Origin of the sequence: Sagittula salina (assembly GCF_017813235.1) — a bacterium.
Lineage (GTDB): Bacteria > Pseudomonadota > Alphaproteobacteria > Rhodobacterales > Rhodobacteraceae > Sagittula > Sagittula salina.
On record NZ_JAGISH010000021.1, the window covers coordinates 1 to 21,050 of the forward strand.

At 66.9% G+C, this 21,050-nt stretch carries 21 protein-coding genes; 17 read left to right on the plus strand and 4 right to left on the minus strand.

The window, feature by feature from the left end:
• The first annotated feature begins 43 nt into the window (after positions 1–43).
• On the plus strand, positions 44–904 hold the full coding sequence (locus J5474_RS21250; protein ID WP_425342909.1) for an ATP-dependent DNA helicase: 861 nt from the start codon (positions 44–46) through the stop codon (positions 902–904).
• An 8-nt stretch (positions 905–912) separates the two neighbouring features.
• The gene (locus J5474_RS21255) at positions 913–3,504 is read left to right on the plus strand and encodes a VapE domain-containing protein (RefSeq protein WP_209363869.1); all 2,592 of its coding nucleotides are present in this window, start codon (positions 913–915) and stop codon (positions 3,502–3,504) included.
• A gap of 115 nt (positions 3,505–3,619) precedes the next feature.
• Here J5474_RS21255 and J5474_RS21260 read toward each other — a convergent pair whose 3' ends face one another.
• Both J5474_RS21260 and J5474_RS21265 read right to left on the minus strand, forming a co-directional pair.
• Positions 3,620–4,489 (minus strand): HNH endonuclease, encoded by an 870-nt coding sequence (locus J5474_RS21260; protein WP_209363871.1) that lies wholly within the window; start codon positions 4,487–4,489, stop codon positions 3,620–3,622.
• Positions 4,490–4,494: 5 nt separating this feature from the next.
• Complete coding sequence (locus tag J5474_RS21265) at positions 4,495–6,105, minus strand: AAA family ATPase (RefSeq protein ID WP_209363873.1); 1,611 nt, start codon at positions 6,103–6,105, stop codon at positions 4,495–4,497.
• Between the two features lie 889 nt (positions 6,106–6,994).
• Between J5474_RS21265 and J5474_RS21270 the strand changes: the two genes are divergently transcribed.
• The 6 genes from J5474_RS21270 (at position 6,995) to J5474_RS21295 (ending at position 12,248) form a co-directional block, all read left to right on the plus strand.
• Positions 6,995–7,516: a crossover junction endodeoxyribonuclease RuvC gene (locus tag J5474_RS21270; RefSeq protein WP_209363875.1), complete on the plus strand. Its 522-nt coding sequence runs from the start codon at positions 6,995–6,997 to the stop codon at positions 7,514–7,516.
• Positions 7,513–7,713, plus strand: coding sequence for a hypothetical protein (locus J5474_RS21275; protein ID WP_209363877.1), 201 nt, complete (start codon positions 7,513–7,515; stop codon positions 7,711–7,713). Before J5474_RS21270 ends, J5474_RS21275 begins: the two co-directional genes overlap by 4 nt.
• Positions 7,706–8,131 (plus strand): DUF6362 family protein, encoded by a 426-nt coding sequence (locus J5474_RS21280; protein ID WP_209363879.1) that lies wholly within the window; start codon positions 7,706–7,708, stop codon positions 8,129–8,131. The genes J5474_RS21275 and J5474_RS21280 overlap by 8 nt, the downstream gene beginning before the upstream one ends.
• Positions 8,132–8,582: 451 nt before the next feature.
• Positions 8,583–9,914 carry a site-specific DNA-methyltransferase gene (locus J5474_RS21285; RefSeq protein WP_209363881.1) on the plus strand — a complete coding sequence of 444 codons (1,332 nt, stop codon included), beginning with the start codon at positions 8,583–8,585 and terminating at the stop codon, positions 9,912–9,914.
• Complete coding sequence (locus J5474_RS21290; RefSeq protein WP_209363883.1) at positions 9,911–10,132, plus strand: DUF7220 family protein; 222 nt, start codon at positions 9,911–9,913, stop codon at positions 10,130–10,132. Before J5474_RS21285 ends, J5474_RS21290 begins: the two co-directional genes overlap by 4 nt.
• A 94-nt stretch (positions 10,133–10,226) precedes the next feature.
• Positions 10,227–12,248: a DUF2075 domain-containing protein gene (locus tag J5474_RS21295; RefSeq protein WP_245216641.1), complete on the plus strand. Its 2,022-nt coding sequence runs from the start codon at positions 10,227–10,229 to the stop codon at positions 12,246–12,248.
• A gap of 85 nt (positions 12,249–12,333) precedes the next feature.
• Here J5474_RS21295 and J5474_RS21300 read toward each other — a convergent pair whose 3' ends face one another.
• Positions 12,334–12,918: a DUF3489 domain-containing protein gene (locus tag J5474_RS21300; protein WP_209363885.1), complete on the minus strand. Its 585-nt coding sequence runs from the start codon at positions 12,916–12,918 to the stop codon at positions 12,334–12,336.
• A 95-nt stretch (positions 12,919–13,013) separates the two neighbouring features.
• Positions 13,014–13,286: a hypothetical protein gene (locus tag J5474_RS21305; protein ID WP_209363887.1), complete on the minus strand. Its 273-nt coding sequence runs from the start codon at positions 13,284–13,286 to the stop codon at positions 13,014–13,016.
• Between the two features lie 111 nt (positions 13,287–13,397).
• Between J5474_RS21305 and J5474_RS21310 the strand changes: the two genes are divergently transcribed.
• From J5474_RS21310 to J5474_RS21350, 9 genes are read left to right on the plus strand one after another with little or no spacing between them, the layout of a single operon-like run.
• The gene (locus tag J5474_RS21310) at positions 13,398–13,982 is read left to right on the plus strand and encodes a hypothetical protein (protein ID WP_209363888.1); all 585 of its coding nucleotides are present in this window, start codon (positions 13,398–13,400) and stop codon (positions 13,980–13,982) included.
• Positions 13,930–15,924 carry a phage terminase large subunit family protein gene (locus tag J5474_RS21315; protein WP_209363889.1) on the plus strand — a complete coding sequence of 665 codons (1,995 nt, stop codon included), beginning with the start codon at positions 13,930–13,932 and terminating at the stop codon, positions 15,922–15,924. Before J5474_RS21310 ends, J5474_RS21315 begins: the two co-directional genes overlap by 53 nt.
• Positions 15,925–15,927: 3 nt before the next feature.
• Positions 15,928–16,143 (plus strand): phage head-tail joining protein, encoded by a 216-nt coding sequence (locus tag J5474_RS21320; RefSeq protein ID WP_093359498.1) that lies wholly within the window; start codon positions 15,928–15,930, stop codon positions 16,141–16,143.
• Between the two features lie 4 nt (positions 16,144–16,147).
• A complete protein-coding gene (locus tag J5474_RS21325; RefSeq protein WP_245216637.1) occupies positions 16,148–17,668 on the plus strand; it encodes a phage portal protein in 1,521 nt (506 codons plus the stop codon).
• A gap of 4 nt (positions 17,669–17,672) precedes the next feature.
• On the plus strand, positions 17,673–18,698 hold the full coding sequence (locus tag J5474_RS21330; RefSeq protein WP_209363890.1) for a head maturation protease, ClpP-related: 1,026 nt from the start codon (positions 17,673–17,675) through the stop codon (positions 18,696–18,698).
• Between the two features lie 4 nt (positions 18,699–18,702).
• A complete protein-coding gene (locus J5474_RS21335; protein WP_209363891.1) occupies positions 18,703–19,068 on the plus strand; it encodes a head decoration protein in 366 nt (121 codons plus the stop codon).
• A 25-nt stretch (positions 19,069–19,093) separates the two neighbouring features.
• A complete protein-coding gene (locus J5474_RS21340; protein ID WP_209363892.1) occupies positions 19,094–20,107 on the plus strand; it encodes a major capsid protein in 1,014 nt (337 codons plus the stop codon).
• Positions 20,107–20,418 (plus strand): head-tail joining protein, encoded by a 312-nt coding sequence (locus tag J5474_RS21345; protein ID WP_209363893.1) that lies wholly within the window; start codon positions 20,107–20,109, stop codon positions 20,416–20,418. Before J5474_RS21340 ends, J5474_RS21345 begins: the two co-directional genes overlap by 1 nt.
• Positions 20,419–20,423: 5 nt before the next feature.
• Positions 20,424–21,050 (plus strand): DUF6441 family protein, encoded by a 627-nt coding sequence (locus tag J5474_RS21350; RefSeq protein WP_209363894.1) that lies wholly within the window; start codon positions 20,424–20,426, stop codon positions 21,048–21,050.

Here is a 21,050-nt window from a genome sequence, read left to right on the forward strand (position 1 = left end):
CTTCCTGTGCCCATAGTTCGTCTCCTTTGTTGCAGTAAATGCTATCAAAGGAGCGGCATCAAACCGCGACACGTCCATCGTGCTCGACGAGGTGTCGATGGTCGGCGAGGAGATGGCGCGCGATCTGATGAGCTTCGGCAAGCCGATCCTCGTGCTCGGCGATCCCGGCCAGCTGCCGCCGATCCGCGGCGAAGGCGCCTTCACCCGCGACGAGCCGGACGTGATGCTGACCGAGATCCACCGCCAGGCGGCCGAGAGTGCGATCATCCGTCTCGCCACCATGGCGCGCGAGGGACGGCCCATCGGCTTCGGCGTCTACGACGACCATGTCGCGAAGCTCCGCAAGGGCGACATCACGCCGGAACAGGCGCTGCGCGGCGGCCAGCTGATCTGCGGCCTGAACGCCACGCGGCTGCAGATCAACAACGCCATGCGTGCGGCGGCCGGTCTCGGCGGGAGCTGGCTGCCCACGGGACCGGCCGAGAAGATCATCTGCCTGAAGAACCAGAACGATCTGGGACTGATCAACGGCATGTTCGTGACGCTCGAGGACATCGTCGACGAGGGCAGCCTCTACTTCTCGGCCGTCGTCCATGACGAGGACGGCCGCCGCATCGGCGAGCCCTATGAGGACGGGCGGCCGGGCCGGCTGCGCATCTACAAGGGGCATTTCGAGGACCACGTCGCCTATGACGACAAGCGCCACGACCGCGACTACAAGGACAAGCGCCTGCTGACCGAGGCGACCTTTGGCTGGGCGATCACGGCGCACAAGGCGCAGGGCTCGCAGTGGGAGAACGTGATCGTCTGGGACGACGGGCTGGGTCGCAGCGAGATCGACCGGCGCCGCTGGCTTTACACCGCGATCACCCGGGCCGAGCGCGGTCTCGTCCTCCTGGCCTGAGGGGCGCGATGATCGATCTCAACGACATCGCGGTCCCGAAGACCCGGCACGATCTCGCGGCGGTGAAGGAGCGGCTGGCCTGCACCGCGGCGGACTGGCTGCCGAGGCTCTTCCCCGAGGCCCGGCTTGCGCGGGACCGTCGATCCTTGCGCTGCGCAGACCTCTCCGGGCGCCCACCGCGCAAGGAAGGGTCGTGCACCATCCACCTCGACGGACCCTATGCCGGCTGGGGCTTCGACTACGCCACCGGCGAGCGGGCCGGTCCCATCGACCTGATCGCGCAGGCGACAGGGCTCTGCGACGGCGCGCTCTTCGACGAGGCGGCGCGGTTGGCGGGGATAGACCATCCCGCGCCGCGGTCAGCGCCGTCGTCGACCATGCGCGCACGCCCGGACCATTCGGCCGAGATCGCGCGTCTTGTCGGCGGGGCGGTACCGCTCGCGGGCACGCCAGGCGAAACCTACCTGCGCGCCCGCGGGCTGTCGGATCCTGGATCGCCAGACCTGCTGTTCCACCCCGACCTTCCCGACTTCGACAGCTGCCGCGGCTGGCCCGGTCTGATCGCGATCCTGCGGCTGCCGGACGGGGAGCGCGCGCCGGGTATCCATCGCACGTTCCTGCTCGACGACGGCAGCGCCAAGGCGCCTCCGGGCAAGAAGATGCTGGGCAGCGTGAAGGATGCCGTGGTCCGGCTGTTCCCGATGCCGGAGGATGGTCAAATCGGCATCGCCGAGGGGATCGAGACGGCGCTGGCCGCGCACGCGCTCTTCGGCATGTCGGTCTGGGCGGCGCTGTCGGCCGACGGTCTGGCGCGGTTCCAGTGGCCCGAGGGCACCCGGCGCGTCACCATCTACGCCGATGCGGGGGACGCCGGGCGCCAGGCGGCTGCGACGCTCTCGGACCGCCTGAACCGGGCCGACATCCCGAACGAAATCGTCGCGCCGCTCCACGGCGACGACTTCAACGACGACCTGCAGCGCGGCGCTCGCGCCGAGGATTACGCGCACGAGACAGATACCGCAGCCGAGCCGCAGGCCGGAGATACGGTCGACCCCGAAACGGTCACACCCGTCGTCGCCTCCGCAGACGATCCCGCGACCCTGATCGCCGCTGCCGAGGCGCTGACCAATCCGCCCGAGTTCGAAGCCCTGTCCACGCTGCTCGGGCGCATCGCGCTGGCAAGGCTCGACCCGCTGCCCGAACGGCAGGTCATCGCGCGGATCAAGTCCGCGACCGGGATCGGCATGTCGGTCCTGACGCAGCAGCTTGCCGAGCTCCGCCGCCGCGTGAACGCCACCGGCGATCCAAACGCGCCGATCCCGAAGCCTTCCTGGTTCAGGCGCCTGCGGCTCGACCTCGCGGGTGCGCCCGAGCGAAACGAAGCCAACGTCATCGTCGCACTGACCTCCGATCCGGCCTTTGCCGGCGTGCTCGCCTTCGATGAGTTCGGGCAGGAGATCGTGGTGCGCCAGCCGCTGCCGTGGGACGCCGGAATCGCCCCCCTTCCGCGTCCATGGGAGGACGCCGACGACATCCGCACCGCCGAGTGGTTGCAGCTCCGCGGCATCAACGTCGCCCCGGTGGTCGTGAGCCGCGCTGTCGGCGCCGTCGCCCGCGAGCTGCGCATCCATCCCGTCCGCGACTGGCTCGACACCCTGAAATGGGACGGCACGCCCCGGATCGAGACGTGGACCAGCGCCCATCTCGGCGCGGAGCCGACGGCGTTCCATCACACCATCGGTGCGCTCTGGCTGATCTCGGCCGTCGCCCGCATATACCGGCCCGGCGTGAAGGCGGACCACATGCTGATCCTCGAGGGGCCGCAGGGCGCGCGCAAATCCACCGCGATCAAGGTGCTCGCCGGCGAGGAATGGTTCACCGACGAGCTGCCGGAACTCGGCTCGAAGGACGCGGCGCTGCACATGCAGGGTGTCTGGATCGTGGAGATTGCCGAACTCGACGCCATCGGCCGTGCCGAGGTATCCCGCATCAAGGCCTTCCTGACCCGCACCACCGACCGCTTCCGACCGCCGTATGGGCGCTATACCGTCGAGGTGCCGCGCCAGTGCGTCTTCGCCGGCACCGTGAACCCCGACACCTATCTGCGCGACGAGACCGGCAACCGCCGCTTCTGGCCGCTTCGCTGCGGTGCAATCGATATCGCGGCGCTCGCGGGCGACCGGGACCAGCTCTGGGCCGAGGCCGTCCACCGCTTCCGCGCCGGCGCGATCTGGTGGATCGACGATCCGGCGCTGCTGGCGGAAGCCCGCGAGGAACAGGACCGCCGCTACCAGTCCGACGCCTGGGACGACCTGATCGAGCACTGGCTGACGCACGAGATCCGCACCCTTTCCGACGGCTTCCCCGACTACGGCAACTCCCGCACCGAGAGCGTGCCGCGCCCCGAGCCGCTTGTCGACGTGTCGGTCGGCGAGATCCTCGAGGAAGCGATCGGGCTCGAACCTGCACGCTGGACCCGCGGCGACCAGATGCGCGTCTCGGCCTACCTCAAGGCGAACGGCTGGGAGCGGTACCGACGCCGCGACGAGGGTGGGCGCGAGGCGCCGCGGGAGTGGCGGTATCGGCGGCAGTCCACGTAGGCATCCATCACGGCCCTTGTGGCCGCTCGAGCGGCCAGGGACTGCGTCCGTTTCGCGCGCCGATCTTGTGGTTCGGTTGCGATTATTCAACCGTTGGCTGTAGGTGCCCTTTGGGTCAACCGTCCAAGTCATTAAGCATGTCGTTCTGGATCGGCAGAACTGCCGCGAACCCTCCATCAGTGAACCCGTCATGTGCGCAGAGCGCGCGCAGTAGGGCAGGCCGCCAATGGTTTCGATGGAACGCTATAGTTTCGTAGCGGGCCTGGAGCCGCAGCGTTCGCCGAACTCCGACTTGGCCCTCAGCGCGATGCGCCAAGTGCAAAGCCGCCGCGTGTGAGGCGACGTAGGTGTTCACCTCTTGCTGATATCTCGCCTCCAGCTTCAGCGTCTCCATCCCAGCGGTGAGCCTGTCGGCGAAGCCGGCTGGTAGCGCCGCCGCTGGGTCGATCCCGAAGGAAACGACCAAGATTGGTCCATCAATGTCGACGGTCGCAATCAGGAAGTCTAGGTCCGGCAGCAGGTCATAGTAGGGGTGGAGAAAGCCCTCACCGTCTTCGTCGAAGCCGGCCAGCTTGGCATGGTTGCAGGCGTGGCACATCGGCACGAGATTTCGACAGTGGATCGCAAGCGGTTTGAATTCCGACTGGGGCAGATGGTGGTCGAGTTCGGTAGCCGGATCGATGCCGCAGACCGGGCAGAGATCCACGCCCTTGAAGAGCATTTCACGCAAAGGCTGCAGTGTACGTCCAAGCTGGGTCTTCGCGTAGGCGGCATGGATCGTCTCGCGCAGCGAGTCGGGCAGGTCGGGCCCCTTGAGTTCCGCGCAGGGTGCGCCCCGGCCCTGTTCGTAGAGGTCATAGAGAGCCACGACCTCTTCCACCTCGTTGTCGGTGATAGCGTGGCCGAAAGTCTGCCCGCGATACCGGTATTCGCGCACGGCCTTCCTCAGGTCGGCCCGTTCGCTGTTCCGGGTGGGTTCCGGCAAGTTCCTCATCCCTTGCGCGCGAACTGCGTGAGGACATAGGCCCGGGCCTGGGCGCTGAGTCCGGGATCGAACAGGGCATCTACTTCCTCGATCGAGTCGCAGCCCTCGACGAGTAGGTCCAGAACCTTGTGAAAGTCTGTGCTGGATGCCGTGAGCCCGAACGTGTCGTACGTGAGGACACCCACGTTTTCGCCGAACGTCTCGAGACCGGGCTGCCTAATCTCAAGTGATTTGCCCGTCCTGCGTATTCGCCTGACGTGGCGCGAGAGCGTTTCTTGAAGAAGCACCGGCGAGTGCGTGGCAACGACGCACAGGGCGTTCAATTCGTTCAGCACGATGCGCACCGAATGCATCAGCGCCGCCATCAGTGGTGGATGAAGGTGGGCCTCTGGTTCATCGAAGAGTACCAGCGACCGCGGCTGCGCGTGCGCTACAAGCGAGGCCACGACGTGCAGAGCGATCTTGTGGCCTGTACTCCAGCCCAAGAAGAGGGATCGCGCCGACCTGCTCCGCGCTGTCAATCTGCCCACTTGGTCCTCTAGCTCTGCGAACGATGGGTCGCCAAGCAGAGGCTCCAGCGCCGCTTCGAGCAGCTCGACGCCCTCCTGCCGGCGAATACGCGCGATCAGCGCCGCAAACTCGTCAGCGAGCTGTTCAACGGGTTTGAGCCGGGTCGTCGTCCGCCGCTCAACCGGCTCATCGCCGTCGTCATCTAGATTGACAGCCTCGTCCTTCTCGACGTCCGCCCGGGCCTCCGCGACGACGTCTCGCAGCCCGCAGAAGACGAATCGGCCCTCGCCACTGGCTAGGTCTTCGGCTGTCTGCGAAAGATCCTTGGCGTCGAGACCCGGCACGGTGAAGCTGTCGAAGGCGCTGTATGAAATAGTGATCACGCGCATGAAGCCGATCGACGCCGGCTGGAGGGTGCCTAATGCCTTCAACCGTTTCGTGGCCCTATCCTGCGGCGAAGCGAATGCCACGTGGGCGAGGCGGGATAGCAGTGTGCTTTTGCCCGATCCGTTGCGGCCGACAAGCACGACGATGCGATCGGGGAGCAACGTCCTGCGCCGCCCGGGACCTAAGCGACGATAGGGGCCGAAGTAGCCGGGAGGTTCGGGCGAGCCGAAATCGAACTCGATCGGTTCGTCCGCGCCGGCTGGCGTGTACGAGAATGTCTGCTCGATGTCCGCGAGGGCGGAGAAGTTGCCCTCGAAGAGCGCGCGTGCGTCGTTGAGGAAGTTGTGCCAGTCGGGATTGTCGCGGAAAAGCGAGGTCTTCCACCCGTCTTCATCCTCGAAAAGTGGAACAAGTTCGGGATGCGCCACCGCGTCGTTCAGGGAGTTCATGATTGTCCTGCGTCTGGCACGTGGCAGCTCATTCATCCGCTGATAGTAGTCGAGGCTGGTACCGACCGAGATCCAATCCTCTGATAGCTTGTTGAAGGGTTTTTCAATTTGCCGCTTTCCGTCGGCCTTCTGGCCTCTGCGTAGGATTTTAACCCCGCCCACGTAGGTTACGTCTTCCGGATCGTCGCCATGCCGGAAGTGCAAATGGTAAAGCGTTCTGAAGCTGTAATCGTCCCAGTTGTCTTGCTGCAGCGCGAATCTCGCTTCCATACGCTTCAGGAGGCTTCTTGATGGTGGCTCGATTGCTATGGCCAAATCGCTGATTACCTCATGTAGGCGGTGGGAAATGACGTCTTCTTCAGCGTCGACTTAACCTGTGTAGAGCGTTCGGCGCTAGCTTTCCGGTTATGCGTTCTCATCGAGGACCGGGACCATCAGTGCGATGGGCTTCGATCAAAGCAGGTAGGGCTCCTCGTCGCGATCTCGATGGGGATGATCCTAGAACTTCGGTCGGATCGACGTCGAGCGCTCAGTCTAGGGGAACTCCGTGCGCAACTTCCGGAGCAGTTATCCACTGACGGCAACTCAATCGTTCGCGAACCATCGCCGTCGTTGAAAAGGAGGCACGACGGGAGCCACTGCGGCCGTGGATAACCGACGTTCGGCACCGTTGCCAGCATCGCGGGGCTTCTCTGCAGCGCTGCAGACATCGGCCGGCGTGCGTCTGGTACGCTGGCCCAACCTCCCCGTGGTCCCAACCCTGTCCCAACCTACCGAGGGGGTTGGGGACACGAAAGGCCGTTCAAAAACAACGGTGTCCCCAACCTCACCCTGTGGTCCCAACCTTTTGCTACACATTCATGTGGGAGAACTTAAAGGGTCGGGAACATGTCTTTCTATACGAAAAGAGAAGGACCCCCGTTGGGGACACCGAGGTTGGGACTGCATCCGGTCAAGTAATTGAACTTGAACGATAAAAGTCTGTCCCAACGCCCTCGAAGGTTGGAACCACGCGTTCCGAGGTTGGGACCGGGGCGGATCGAACGTCGATCACCGCCCGCCGTCGCGTTCCTCGTCGTTTTCGCTTTGGCCCAGGACCGCCGGATGCTAAATCTTGCGGCGACCAAAGCCGAAGGCCCACAGCTTGTGAGCCTCCACGATGAACACACCGATCCCCGCGCAGGACGTTCGCCCCGAGCCGGGCGCGCTTTACCGATCCTGCATTCTCGCCCTCGATCTCGGCACCACGACCGGCTGGGCACTCCGCAGCCACGACGGACTGATCACCAGCGGCACGGTCAGCTTTCGTCCCGGACGCTTCGATGGCGGTGGCATGCGCTACCTGCGGTTCACCAACTGGCTGACCGAATTCGACCGGCTGTCGGGGCCCATCGCCGCCATCTGGTTCGAGGAGGTCCGCCGGCACGCCGGCACTGACGCGGCCCACATTTACGGCGGTCTGATGGCGACGCTCACATCGTGGGCCGAACTGCGCGGGGTTCCCTACGAGGGCGTTCCGGTCGGTACGATCAAACGTCACGCGACCGGGAAGGGCAACGCGCCCAAGGAGGCGATGATCGCCGCGGCGCGAGCACGAGGGTTCTCACCCGCCGACGACAACGAGGCCGACGCCATCGCCATCCTCCATTGGGCGCTCGCGACGAACGGGGGCCTCGCATGAGGTGGTACCCGAAAGGCTACGGCGGCACGCGCCGGGATCCCGACCAGGTGAAGCGCGATGGCTGGCATGACGAAGGTGTGCTTGCCGTCTCCGTCGACGACCATCGCCTGACATGGCCAGAGCGCGAGCTGGTCCGTCAGCTCGGGGAGAAGCTGTATGGGCCGAGGGTGGAGACGCGGGAGTCGGCCGATGTCTGAGTGGACAACCACCATAGTCGAGGATCGGCTCGAGAGCGCGGCGGACGTGTTCCGGTCGCTGCCCGAGGTGAAGCCGCAGGGCTATTTCAACGCCTGGCCCGAGTACTTCCACAGCTTCGCCGACAAGGTCGGCCAGGAGCCCCGAACCCGCAGGCCCAAGCCCAGCCCGCGCGACATCACGCAGGCCGAGGATGCGCTGCTCTGGCTGCGCTGGCTCGAGCCCGCCGATGCGCGCCTGCTCTGGCTCCGGGCGAACCGGAAGCCGTGGAAGCCGATCTGCTGGGAACTCGGCATCAGCCGCGCCACCGCGAACCGGCGCTGGCAGTACGGGATCGCGGTGATCGTGTGGCGGTTGAACGGGAGGCGCGTGCCGCGAAAGCGGTCGATGAAGTTCGTGGTGGCGCATGCGTCGCACTGAGCCTTGTCAAGGCTCGACGGGCGCGTGAGGCAATTTTCGGCGAGACACCAGACGGCGAGACGGATCACCCTTCTGACGGTATAAATGACGCTATACTCGGGGTCGTGCGCTCGGACGAACCAACGCTCATCCCGAGGTGGACACCGCGGCTGGCTTCCGGGGTCCAGCCGGGGTCCATGCCGCCAAGCTTTTGTTTTCCGGTTCCTTTCCGGGCCGAAACGTATGCTGGCGGGCTTGGCTCGGCATTTCGCCAGCGACAGCGCCGGATTTTTGGGAAGCCACCGGAGTCCAGCGTCCAGCCGCGATGCCACGAAAGCCTCGTGAATTCAAAAACCTGACCGGCCGCTCGGGGTGGATACCCCGGGCAGACCGGAGTCCAGCCGGAAGCCGGTGGATCTGCCGCGCCGGAGTCCATCCGGCCAATGCCGATCGATCATCGACAGGAACTTGCATGACCCTCGCCTTCGCCCCCGAGCGGATCGAGACCTGGCCGCTTGCGCGCCTGCAGCCCTATGCGAAGAACGCGAAGGTGCACGGGCCCGACCAGGTCGCTAAGATCGCCGCCAGCATGGCCGAGTTCGGCTGGACCGTGCCCTGCCTCGTTGGCGAGGACGGGGAGTTGATCGCGGGCCACGGGCGCGTGCTAGCGGCGACGCAGCTCGGGCTGACCGAAGCGCCGGTGATCGTGCTGGGCCACCTGACCGAGGCGCAGCGGCGGGCCTACCGGATCGCGGACAACAAGCTCACGGAACTCGGCAGCTGGGACGAGGCGCTGCTGTCGGCCGAGCTGCAGGACCTGCTCGCGGACGACTACGACCTGTCGCTCGTGGGCTTCTCCGACGGCGAACTCGACAAGCTTCTGGCCTTCGATCCGGACGGAGGCGGTGAAGAAGAGGGTGGCGCCGGCGGCTCCGTGCCTCCGGTGACCATCCCCGAGCCGCCGCGCAACCCAGCGTCGCGCACGGGCGATCTGTGGATCCTCGGCGATCACCGGCTGGTCTGCGGCGACAGCACGAACCATGACGATGTGCGCCGTCTGATGAACGGCGAGCGCGCCGTGCTGTTCGCGACGGACCCGCCGTATCTCGTCGATTACGATGGCTCGAACCATCCGACCCGCAACAAGGATTGGTCCGCGTCCTACGGCACCACCTGGGACGACAGTTCGCAGGGCGCAGAGCTCTACGACGGCTTCATCGCCGCTGCCGTTGCCGAGGCGATCACCCAGGATGCCGCCTGGTACTGCTGGCACGCCTCCCGCCGCCAGGCGATGCTGGAGGCCTGCTGGGAGAAGGCCGGCGCCTTCGTCCACCAGCAGATCATCTGGGTGAAGGACCGCGGGGTTCTGACTCGCTCGCATTACCTGTGGAAGCACGAGCCCTGCTTCATGGGCTGGCGCCGCCCGAACCGCCCGCCGAAGGTCGCCGAGCAGACGCTGCCCTCGACCTGGGAGATGCCGTCCTTCGCCAAGGATGAGCGCCCCGACCACCCGACGCCGAAACCGCTCGACGCCTTCGGGATCCCGATGCGCCAGCACGTCGCCCGCGGCGGCCTCTGCTACGAGCCGTTCTCGGGGTCCGGCTCGCAGATCATGGCAGGCGAGGCCAACGGTCGGCGCGTCTTCGCGATGGAGATCAGCCCGGCCTATGTCGACGTCGCCGTCGAGCGATGGCAGGCCGAGACCGGCAAGGAGGCCATCCTCGACGGTGACGGCCGGACCTTCGCGCAGGTGAAGGCCGAGCGGCTGGACCTGTCTGCGAAGGACGAGGATGCAGCCGCATGAAGCAGAGCCGGGCCATGTCCCTGGTCGAGGCCATCGCCAACGTGGCGGTCGGCTACGGCGTCGCCGTCGTGACGCAGATTCTCATCTTCCCGGTCTTTGGGCTGCACACGACACTGGCGCAGAACCTGAAGATGGGCGCGGTGTTCACGGTGGTGAGCATCGCGCGGTCCTTCGTCCTGCGGCGGCTATTTGAGGCGATCCGGGTCCGTCAGGGATAACACAAAGCACACGAAAGTCCGGTCGCACACAGTAGAAAAAACCAGATCAATGGCTTACGCATAGGGAGGCAGGCGAAGAACTCGGGTGAAGTTGATGCACGTGGCGTATTACGACGCTCCAATTGGGGCGTTTCTTGAAGCCGACGAGGCGTCCATCTTGGGCACTCTCGTGCAGCACCATGGCTTCGCCCTCGAGCACCAGCAGCGCGGCGCCTGGATTGGCCAGATCCGCTTGCTCAAGCCGGTCCTGTCAGACCTCGCGCGCGGTCACATCCTGTTCGAGTTTGCGATCCCGCGGATGGGAAAGCGGGCGGATGTTGTTCTTCTTGTCGACGGCACGGTCTTTGTTCTCGAATTCAAGGTGGGCGCCCGGAACTTTGACCGCTCGGCCATCGAACAGGTCCATGACTACGCTCTGGACTTGAAAAACTTTCACAAGGGCAGCCACGATCTGCCGATCATCCCTATTGTCCTCGCAACCGAGGCGGCAGTCGCCGGGCTACCAGACGTGCGGTTCGCGCCGGATGGCATTGCGGAACCAGTCCTCGCACGAATGGAGCAGTTACCGGCGTTGATCGCCCGGTGCGCCGCCGCAACTGATCTCGATCCGTTCGATGTCCGGAATTGGCTGCGATCCGGCTATCAGCCGACGCCTACAATCGTTGAAGCGGCCCAGGCCCTGTACCAAAACCACGCCGTCGAGGAGATCGCGCGATCTGACGCCAGCGCGCAGAACCTAAGCCATACGACCGACTGCATTTCTGCGATCATCGATCGCTCGAAGGTGGAGGGGATAAAGTCAATCTGCTTCGTCACGGGTGTTCCGGGGGCCGGCAAGACACTGGCCGGCCTCAACATCGCCACCAAACGCGCGCAAGAACACTCCGATGAGCACGCCGTGTTCCTATCGGGAAATGGCCCCCTGGTCACGGTGCTGCGGGAGGCCTTAGCGCGGGATGAGGCCGCGCGCGAAGGAACGACAAAGACGAATGCCCATCGTAAAGTCTCAAGCTTCATTCAGAACATCCATCATTTTCGGGACGAGGCACTGAACAATACCGGCGCGCCGCACGAAAAGGTCGCGGTATTCGATGAAGCACAACGCGCTTGGACCCGTGATCAGGCCAGCCGATTCATGCAGACAAAGCGCGGGCATCTCGGCTTCGACATGTCGGAGCCAGAGTTCTTGATCAGCGTGATGGATCGTCACGAGGATTGGTGCGTGGTGGTTTGCTTGATCGGCGGTGGCCAGGAGATCAATACCGGTGAGGCCGGGCTTGGCGAATGGTTGTCGGCGCTCGACGACCGTTTTCGGGACTGGGACATCTATATCTCAGATCGGCTCGAGGACGGGGACTACGTGACGGACGCGACCTCGGTGCGGCTTCTCCGCGAGCTGCCCGTTCAACGATCCACCGAACTCCATCTGAGCGTATCGATGCGATCGTTCCGGGCGGAAGCGCTGTCGAGCTTCATCGGCCACATCGTCGATAACCGTACGGAAGCTGCGAGGGAGGTCTATCATCAGGTCGAGGATCGCTACCCGATTTGGCTCACGCGAGATCTCGACTCAGCGCGGGATTGGCTTCGGAACGTCGCCCGCGGAAGTGAACGCTTTGGGCTAGTTGCATCCTCAGGCGCGCATCGCCTGCGCCCCGAGGGGCTTAACGTGAAGGCAAAGGTCGACGCTTCAACGTGGTTCTTGAACGACCGAACAGATGTACGCTCGTCCTTCTACCTCGAAGAGGTTGCCACCGAATTCGACGTCCAGGGACTTGAACTCGACTGGGTTGGCGTTTGTTGGGACGCCGATTTCCGACATGATGGAGATGATTGGCGGTTCTACAACTTCCGCGGCACTGCCTGGCAGAGGGTGAATCAGGATGAGCGGCAGCTCTACCTCAAGAACGCCTATCGCGTGATCCTGACGAGGGCCCGGCAGGGCATGATCATCTTTGTCCCGAAGGGTGACGCATCGGACCCCACGCGACCGCCAAGTTACTACGACGAGACCTATGCGTTCTTGAAGGCCTGCGGTTTGAAGGATCTCGCTGCGAGAAATCTGAATGTGAATACATCGCCTGCGGTGCCCGCACAGGTCCGCGCAATTGTTTGATCCCGCCATAGCGTGGACGGCCGAGATTGCACTCGACCGTCGGGCTCTGGGTGGCTGACCGCGGTTCCAGTCAGCGAAGGCCGGATCAGCCGCGGACTTGGTAAATCCGGCCGCGTCCCTCGACCTTCTCGGAGGTGATGTTCAGCCCAAGCTTTTTCTTGAGCGCGCCGGACATGGCGCCTCTCACGGTGTGAGCTTGCCAGCCCGTTTCGGCGACGATCTCGTCGATGGTCGCGCCGCCGTCGGCGCGGAGCATTTCGATCAGCTTCGCCTGCTTCGTGCCCGAGCGCGGTGTGCGCGCCTTGGGCCCGGGATCGGCCTCGGCGGGAGCGTCCTGTGGGTCCTCCGCGCTCGGCGCCTCGACGGCGCCCGTGGGCGCGCTGCCGCCGCCTGCCGGCTCGATGCCGATGGCGGTGAGGCCCGCGTCCGTGACGTGCAGGAGGATGGCCCGGCCATCTTCGTCGTTGCGCCAGATCCGGTTGAGCGCGGCGTCCGCCTTGGTCTGGCTGTCCGTCGCGGTCTCCGCGATCAGCCCGCGCGAGAGGAGCGCGCCGACCACCTTAGCGGCGGCACCGCCGCGGAGCGAGCCGGGAAGCGGCAGGACGTTGCTGTCCTCGCGCTGTGCGGCGGCGCTGAGGATCACGAGTTGGGTGTCGGAAAGCTTGGTCATGGGGTCGTCTCCGCATTCGGGCCCGCGTAATGCGGCGCCTTCTACGACCCCAAGCCGCGCAGGGCGCGCGGCGGGAGTTCCGGCGGTGCTGGAGATCAGCGGGCGTGCTCGCCCTCGCCAAAGGCGCTGTCGGTGATGCGCTTCAGGAGGCTCGCATAGTGTTCGAGGGTGCCGACCATGGCCCAGCCGACCTCGTTGGGGTGGCAGTTGAAATGGTCGTCGCTGAGCGCCTGCAGGCGGGCGAGCATCTCGTCGATCTCGGCCTTCTTGCCGACGAAGGCGGCGAGCGCGGCTTCCTTGTTCCGGCGCGCCTTCTCGGCGCGGGCCTCAAAGCGCGGGGTTGTGATCGGGTTCAGGCGGGTTGTCATCGTGGTGGCTCCGGGTGAGTTGCATCGTCCTTGTAGGATGGACGTTCGCTCCGCTGGCCCAGCTTATCAACTCGATAAGCACATGACTTTGAATGATAATCGAGGCTGGCGATGCAGGGCATGAGCGAACGCCAGTACGCCGCCCATGTCGGCCTGTCGCGCGGCGCGATCCAGAAAGCGAAGGCCGCCGGCCGGCTCGTCCTGCACGAGGATGGCAGTATCGACGCCGCAGCGTCCGACAAGCGGCGGGCCGAGACGACGGACCCATCGAAGACGAGGAAAGCGCCGACGCCGAAGCTGAAGCCCGTGCCCGAGGCGGCCGTCGCCGCCGTCGGCGACACGCTACGGGAACAGGGGCTGTCCGCCCCGGCCGTCGGCGGCGGTACGACCTTCCTGCAGGCCAAGACCGCGAACGAGGTTCTGAAGGCGCAGGAGCGGCGTATCCGGCTCCAAAAGCTGAAGGGGGAGCTGGTCGACCGCGCCCGGGCGGAAACGCTGATGTTCCGGCTCGCGCGCGACGAGCGCGATGCGTGGGTGACCTGGCCGGCGCGGGTCGCCGCGCTGATGGCTTCGGAACTCACCGCGGCGCTGGGGGACGCGTGCGAGGTGGAGGCGGCGCTGATGCAGAAGGTTCTGGAGGCCCATGTCCGCGCCCAGCTCGACAGCCTCTCGGAGATCCGACCCGGGCTTAGATGACGATCTTGTCGGGTTCGACGGGTCCGCCGCGCTGATCCGTGCCTGGTCGCGCGGCCTGCGGCCCGACCCGGACCTGACCGTCTCGAGCTGGGCCGACCGCCACCGGAAACTCGCGTCGCGCGCCTCGGCCGAGCCGGGGCAGTACCGGACCGCGCGCACGCCCTACATGCGCGAGATCATGGACCGGCTCTCGCCCGGCGATCCGACCCAGCGGATCGTGTTCATGAAGGCCGCGCAGGTCGGCGCGACCGAAGCCGGCAACAACTGGATCGGCTTCGTGATCCATCAGGCGCCGGGACCGATGCTCGCGGTCCAGCCGACCGTGGAACTGGCCAAGCGGAACTCGCGGCAGCGGATCGACCCGCTGATCCACGAAAGCCCGGACCTGCGGGAGCGGGTGAAGCCCGCGCGCTCGCGCGATGCGGGCAACACGATGCTGTCCAAGGAGTTCGCGGGCGGCATCCTGATCATGACGGGCGCGAACTCAGCGGTGGGACTGCGCTCCACCCCGGCGCGCTACATCTTCCTCGACGAGGTCGACGCCTATCCCGCGTCCGCCGACGAGGAAGGCGATCCGGTCACGCTGGCGGAAGCCCGGTCGCTGACCTTCGCCCACAGGCGCAAGGTGTTCCTTGTCTCGACCCCTACGATCCGCGGGCTTTCCCGGATCGAGCGGGAGTTCGAGGCATCCGACCAGCGCCGGTTCCACGTGCCGTGCCCGCATTGCGGCGCGATGCAGTGGCTGAAGTTCGAGCGGCTGCGCTGGGAGAAGGGCCGCCCGGAGACGGCGGAGTATCTCTGTGAGGACTGCGAGCGGTCCATCGCCGAGCACCACAAGACGCGGATGCTCGAGCGCGGCGAGTGGCGGGCGACCGCCACGGCCGCCGATCCGGCGACGGTCGGCTATCACCTCTCGGCGCTCTACTCGCCGGTTGGCTGGCTCAGCTGGCAGCGGATCGCGCGGGCACATGAGGCGGCACGGGGCAGCGACGAGGCGATGCGGGCGTTCCGGAACACCATCCTCGGCGAGGCCTGGATGGAGACCGGCGAGGCGCCCGACTGGCAGCGGCTGGCCGACCGGCGTGAAGCATGGTCCCCGGGCACGGTCCCGGAGCGGGGGCTGTTCCTGACCGCGGGCGCCGACGTTCAGAAGGACCGGATCGAGGTCGACGTCTGGGCCTGGGGCCGCGGTCTGGAAAGCTGGCTCGTCGACCATCTGGTGCTTGAGGGCGGGCCCGGCGATCCGGCCTGCTGGCAGCAGCTGACCGACCTGCTGGGTCGGACATGGACGCATGCCTCGGGCCGGACGATGACACTCGCCCGGCTCGCGATCGACACGGGCTACGAGACCAGCGCGGTCTATGCCTGGTCGCGCCAGGTGGGCTTCGCGCAGGTCGCGCCGGTGAAGGGCGTCGAAGGGTTCACACGAACGAGCCCGGTGACCGGGCCGACCTATGTCGACGCGACCGTCGCGGGCAAGCGGCTCCGGCGCGGGGCCCGGCTCTGGACCGTGGCCACCTCGACCTTCAAGGCCGAGACCTATCGCTTCCTGCGGCAGGACCGGCCGACGAAGGAGGAAATGGCGGCGAGCGCGCTGTGCCCGCCCGGCACGATCCACCTACCGGACTGGGCGGACGGCGAATGGCTAAAACAGCTGACCGCCGAGCAGCTGGTGACGGTGCGCACGAAACGCGGCTTCGCGCGGCTGGAATGGCAGAAGCTTCGCGAGCGCAACGAGGCGTTGGACACACGCGTCTATGCCCGCGCGGCCGCGTGGATCCTCGGGGCGGATCGCTGGCCCGAAGCGCGGTGGGCCGATCTGGAAGCGCAACTCGGGGTAGCGAAGTCGGACGGGCCCGAGGCCGGTGCGGCAACGGCGCCATCCGTCACGACACGACCAATGCCGCGCCGGCGCACGGTGCGCTCAAGCTACATGAGGTGATCCTTGGCCACGGCCGCCGAACTCCGCGCCCGCCGCGACGCGCTGACCGCGCAGCGGTCCTCCGGCGTGGCGCGGGTCAGCTACGACGGCAAGACCGTGGACTATCGCAGCGTCGCCGAGATCGACCGGGCCATCGAAGCGCTGGACCGCGAGATCGCCGCGGCCGAGGGGCGTCGGATCGTCCGGCATGTCCGCGTGACGACGGCGAAGGGGCTCTGAATCCATGGGCCTCTTCGACCGTTTCCGCCGCCGCTCGACTGGCGGACCCGCTGCAGTGCGGGCCCGTCTCGAAGGCGCCATGGCGAAGCGACGGCTCCGGGGCTGGAACCCGCCGCTCGAGAACATCAACGCGCTGGTTGCCTCGGGCGGTCCTCGGCTCTTGGCGCGGTCCCGCGAGTTGGTGGTGACCAACGGCTATGCCGCCAACGCCTGCGAGGCCTTCGCCGCGAACCTTGTCGGCGACGGGATCAAGCCATCCTCGCTGATCGGGGACGGCGATCTGCGCGACCAGGTCCAGCGGCTCTGGCTCGCCTGGACCGACGAGGCCGACGCCGACGGTCTGAGCGACTTCTACGGCCTGCAGGCCATGGTCGCGCGGGAGATGTTCGTCGCGGGCGAGTGCTTCGTCCGGCTCCGACCCCGTCGCGCGGAGGACGGACTGCTCGTCCCGCTGCAGCTGCAGCTCCTGCAGTCCGAGATGCTGCCATTCGAGAAGACCGAGACGGCGGGAAACGGCAACCGCATCCGATGCGGGATCGAGTTCGATGGGATCGGCCGGCGCGTGGCCTACCATTTCCGCCGCCGCCATCCGGGCGACAGCACCGACCAGGGAGTGGTGATCCCGGAGACGGTGCGCGTGCGGGCGGCCGACGTGTTGCACATCTACCGGCCCATCGACGCGGGCCAGATCCGGGGACTGCCGCATATCGCACCCGCGATGGTGCGGCTGTTCCTGCTCGACCAGTACGACGACGCCGAACTCGACCGGAAGAAGACCGCGGCGATGTTCGCCGGCTTCATCACCAAGACCGCGCCGGAAGAGCCCATGATGGGCGAGGCCGAGGCGGATCTCGACGGCGCGGCCATTGCGAGCCTCGAGCCCGGCACGATGCAGGTGCTGCTGCCAGGCGAGGACGTGAAATTCTCGTCGCCCGCGGATGTCGGCGGCGGCTATGAGGCGTTCCAGTACCGCACGCTGCTGGCGGTCTCCGCCTCGCTGGGGCTGCCCTATCACCTCGTCACCGGCGATGTCCGGCAGGCGAATTACTCGAGCCTCAGGGCGGAGCTCGTGGAGTTCCGTCGCCGCATCGGCCAGCTGCAGCATGGCGTGATCGTGCACCAGCTCTGCCGCGCGGTCTGGCGGCGCTGGCTGGAGACGGCGGTGCTTTCGGGCGCGCTCGATGCCGATCCCGCGACGGCGCGGCCGGTGCAGTGGATTCCGCCGCGCTGGGACTGGGTCGATCCGCTGAAGGACATCCAGGCGCAGGTGCTGGCGATGGAGGCGGGCATCACCTCGCGGCGCAAGGTGGTCGAGGCCACCGGCTACGACATCGAGGAAGTCGATCGCGAGAACGCGGCCGACGCCGTGCGCGCGACGGGTCTCGGCCTGCGCTACCGCACGAACCCCGGCGAGACGCAGGGCGCCCGCGCGACACCGGCGACCCGGGCGGAGCCAGGCGACGGCGCCGGCAACGACACGGATGGCGGCGCCGTCGCGACCGATCCGGCCACCGAACAGGAGTGACGACATGGCAAGCTGGTATGCGATCCGTGCCCGGGGGACGGGTGCGGAAGTGGCGATCTATGACGAGATCGGCGCCTACGGGGTCTCGGCGAAAGGCTTCCTCGCCGAACTTGGCGCGCTGCCTGAGGGCACGCCTGTCGATCTGCGGCTGAACAGCCCCGGCGGATCGGTTTTCGACGCCGTCGCGATCCACAACGCGATCAAGCGCCACGAGGGCACGGTCACGGTCTGGATCGACGGCATCGCCGCCTCGGCCGCCTCCTACATCGCCATGGCGGGCGACGAGATCGTCATGCCCGAGAACGCCTTCCTGATGATCCACGATCCCTCCGGCCTCGTGATGGGCACGGCCGAGGACATGCGCGCCATGGCCGAGGCGCTCGACAAGGTGAAGGGCAGCCTCGTCTCAGGCTACGCCGCGAAGTCCGGACGGACGACTGAGGATGTCTCCGCGCTGATGGCCGCCGAGACTTGGTTCGACGCAGGCGACGCCGTGGCGCAGGGCTTCGCCGACCGCCTGATCGAGCCTGTTCGGATCGCCGCGAACTTCGACATCGGGCGCTTCCGGAACGCGCCGCCGGTGTTGGTCGAGACCGTCGAAGCGGAAGCGGACGCCGGCGACGAGACCGATGGCGCCGAAACCGAAGCGGACAAAGGCAACACAGAGACAGCGGAGAACGATGAGGTCTCGGACGCCGACGACGAGCAGGAGGCTGCCCCCGACGCCCCTCAGCCACCGGCCAATACGCCGCCGCCGGGCGGCGCGCTGCCGGACCCCGCCGCGATCCGGGCAGAGGCCATCGGGCACGCCCGGGCCGTCGTCGATCTCTGCCGTCTCGCGGGCCAGCCGCAGATGGCCGGCCGCTTCCTCGAAGAGGACGCGAGCCTCGACGCGGTGCGCGCTGCACTCCTCGCAGCGAAGGCCGAGGCCGAGCCCGAGATCGCGCCCCATCACCCGCAGCCCGGCCGCTCCTCGGCCGCGCGCCCTTGGGGCGAGATTGTCGCCCGCACCTTCAAGCTGAAAGGATGACACCATGACCACGCTGGTCGAAGGGAAACACCCCGGCGGCTTCCTCGTCTGGGAAGACTTCCGCGACTACACCCGCGAGACGATCACCGTCGCAAGCGGAACGCTCGAGCCCGGCACGGTGCTGGGCAAGATCACCGCCTCGGGCAAGTATGCTGCCCACGACCCCGCGGCCGTCGACGGCACCGAGACCGCCGTCGCGGTGCTCTGGGGCAAGGCGGATGCGAGCGCTGGCGATGTGCCGGCCGTCGCCGTCGTCCGCGGTCCCGCCATCGTCAACCGCCACGACCTCGTCTTTGCGGGCACGCCCAGCGAGGCCGAGATCGCGGCCGCACATGCCGCGCTCCTCGCCGCGGGCATTCTCGTCCGCTGACCCAATCTCGACAGGAGGCATCCTCATGGCCACCATGGACATCTTCGAAGGCGATGCCTTCACCATCATCGAGCTCACCCGCGCGCTCGAGAACATCCCCTTCAAGCCCGCGCTGCTCTCGGGTTCGAACCTCTTCAGCCCGCGCGGCGTGCGCTCCCGCACCGTCGTGATCGAGAGCCGCGACGGCACGCTCTCGCTGATCCCGTTCTCTGAGCGCGGCTCGGCCTACGAGCAGCAGGTGCCCGACCGGCGCGAGATGCGCGCCTTCATCTGCCGCCAGTTCAAGAAACAGGACGTGCTCTGGGCCTCCGAGATCCAGTCCGTCCGCGACTTCGGCTCGGAAAGCGCGACCCAGCAGGTGCAGACCGAGGTGGCCTATCGCCTGCGCAAGCTCCGCCAGGACGCCGAGACCACCTTCGAATACCACCTGCTGAACGGCATCCAGGGGCTGGTGAAGGACCCGAAGGACCACGCGACGGTGGTGAACTACTTCACCGAGTTCGGCATCACGCCGGCGGCAGAGATCGACTTTGACCTCGACAATGCGAGCCCGGCCTCGGGCGCGCTGCGCAAGCGCTGCCAGGCGCTGATCGAGAGCGTCGAGGATTCGATGGGCGGGCTATCGGCCGGCGCCGTGCAGATCCGCGCCGAATGCGGCTCGGCCTTCTTCGCCGATCTCGTGGCCCACAAGGAGGTGCGGGAGACCTACCTGAACACCGCCGCGGCGGCTGACCTGCGCGGTCGCGTCGCCGACGAGGTCAGCTTCGGCGGCATCACCTTCCGCCGCTACCGGGGCGGCGTCGGTTTCACCGTGCCGACCGACAAGGCGTTCTTTTATCCGGAAGGCATCGAGGGGCTCTTCGAGATCTACTACGCCCCCGCCGACACCTTCGAGACGGTCAACACGCTCGGCCAGCCGCTCTACGCGCGCACGATCCCCGACCGGGATCGCGACGAGTGGGTGCGGCTCGAGATCGAGAGCAACCCGCTGCCGATCTGCACCCGGCCGCAGGTTCTGCGCTCGGCAAGGCGGACCTGATGACCGCCTTCGCCGCCGCCCTCGACGCGCTCTTCGCCGATGCGCATCTCGCGCGCGACGTCGTCTACACCGCCGAGGGCGGCGCACCCGCGCTGGTCCGCGCGATCCTGCGCCGGCCCGACGACGTCACGAACTTCGGCGACGCGCGCATCTGGTCGGAGACCACCCGGCTGGATCTGCGCCTCGCCGAGGTGCCCCAGCCCCGTCCCGGCGACCGCATCGAGATCGACGGCGAGGCTTTCCTCATCCAGGGCGAACCCGTCCGCGACCGCGAGCGGCTCGTCTGGACCGTGGACCTGCGCCCGGCCTGACAGCGATGAAGCTGAAGCTCGACATCACCCCCGATCTCGTCGCCGCCATGGCCGCCGAGGTGAAGGCCGGCGAGAAGGCCGTCACAGTTGCCATGCGCGAAGCCGGGACCGGGCTCAAGACCGCCTGGCGCGGGCAGATCACCGGCGCGGGGCTCGGCCGACGGCTCGCCAACTCGATCCGGAGCCAGACCTACCCGAAGGCCGGCGAGAGCCTTAACGCCGCGGCGCTGGTCTGGTCCAAGGCCCCGGTCGTCGTCGGCGCCCACGACACCGGCCCGCTGATCCGCTCGAAAGACGGGTTCTGGCTCGCGATCCCGACCGAGGCCGCCGGCCGTGGTCTGCGCGGCGCCAAGATCACCCCCGGCGAATGGGAACGCCGCCGTGGGTTGCGTCTCCGCTTCGTCTACCGCCGGCTAGGTCCGAGCCTGCTGGTGGCCGAAGGCCGGCTGAACAGCCGCGGGCTTGGGGTTGCGTCACGCTCGAAGACCGGTCGCGGGCGCACGACGGTGCCGATCTTCCTGCTGGTGCCGCAGGTCAAGCTGCCGAAGCGGCTGGATCTGGCGCGGGATGCCGACCGGGCATTGGACAGCGTGCCGGGGCTGATGGTGGCGAATTGGGTGGAGGGTCGTTGA

Bases quoted from the DNA above. Each gene is read 5' to 3' on its own strand.
- J5474_RS21255 (WP_209363869.1), top strand. From the start codon at position 913: ATGATCGATCTCAACGACATCGCGGTCCCGAAGACCCGGCACGATCTC.
- J5474_RS21265 (WP_209363873.1), bottom strand. From the start codon at position 6,105: ATGGAAGCGAGATTCGCGCTGCAGCAAGACAACTGGGACGATTACAGC.
- J5474_RS21270 (WP_209363875.1), top strand. From the start codon at position 6,995: ATGAACACACCGATCCCCGCGCAGGACGTTCGCCCCGAGCCGGGCGCG.
- J5474_RS21275 (WP_209363877.1), top strand. From the start codon at position 7,513: ATGAGGTGGTACCCGAAAGGCTACGGCGGCACGCGCCGGGATCCCGAC.
- J5474_RS21280 (WP_209363879.1), top strand. From the start codon at position 7,706: ATGTCTGAGTGGACAACCACCATAGTCGAGGATCGGCTCGAGAGCGCG.
- J5474_RS21285 (WP_209363881.1), top strand. From the start codon at position 8,583: ATGACCCTCGCCTTCGCCCCCGAGCGGATCGAGACCTGGCCGCTTGCG.
- J5474_RS21290 (WP_209363883.1), top strand. From the start codon at position 9,911: ATGAAGCAGAGCCGGGCCATGTCCCTGGTCGAGGCCATCGCCAACGTG.
- J5474_RS21295 (WP_245216641.1), top strand. From the start codon at position 10,227: ATGCACGTGGCGTATTACGACGCTCCAATTGGGGCGTTTCTTGAAGCC.
- J5474_RS21300 (WP_209363885.1), bottom strand. From the start codon at position 12,918: ATGACCAAGCTTTCCGACACCCAACTCGTGATCCTCAGCGCCGCCGCA.
- J5474_RS21305 (WP_209363887.1), bottom strand. From the start codon at position 13,286: ATGACAACCCGCCTGAACCCGATCACAACCCCGCGCTTTGAGGCCCGC.
- J5474_RS21310 (WP_209363888.1), top strand. From the start codon at position 13,398: ATGCAGGGCATGAGCGAACGCCAGTACGCCGCCCATGTCGGCCTGTCG.
- J5474_RS21315 (WP_209363889.1), top strand. From the start codon at position 13,930: ATGTCCGCGCCCAGCTCGACAGCCTCTCGGAGATCCGACCCGGGCTTA.
- J5474_RS21325 (WP_245216637.1), top strand. From the start codon at position 16,148: ATGGGCCTCTTCGACCGTTTCCGCCGCCGCTCGACTGGCGGACCCGCT.
- J5474_RS21330 (WP_209363890.1), top strand. From the start codon at position 17,673: ATGGCAAGCTGGTATGCGATCCGTGCCCGGGGGACGGGTGCGGAAGTG.
- J5474_RS21335 (WP_209363891.1), top strand. From the start codon at position 18,703: ATGACCACGCTGGTCGAAGGGAAACACCCCGGCGGCTTCCTCGTCTGG.
- J5474_RS21340 (WP_209363892.1), top strand. From the start codon at position 19,094: ATGGCCACCATGGACATCTTCGAAGGCGATGCCTTCACCATCATCGAG.
- J5474_RS21345 (WP_209363893.1), top strand. From the start codon at position 20,107: ATGACCGCCTTCGCCGCCGCCCTCGACGCGCTCTTCGCCGATGCGCAT.
- J5474_RS21350 (WP_209363894.1), top strand. From the start codon at position 20,424: ATGAAGCTGAAGCTCGACATCACCCCCGATCTCGTCGCCGCCATGGCC.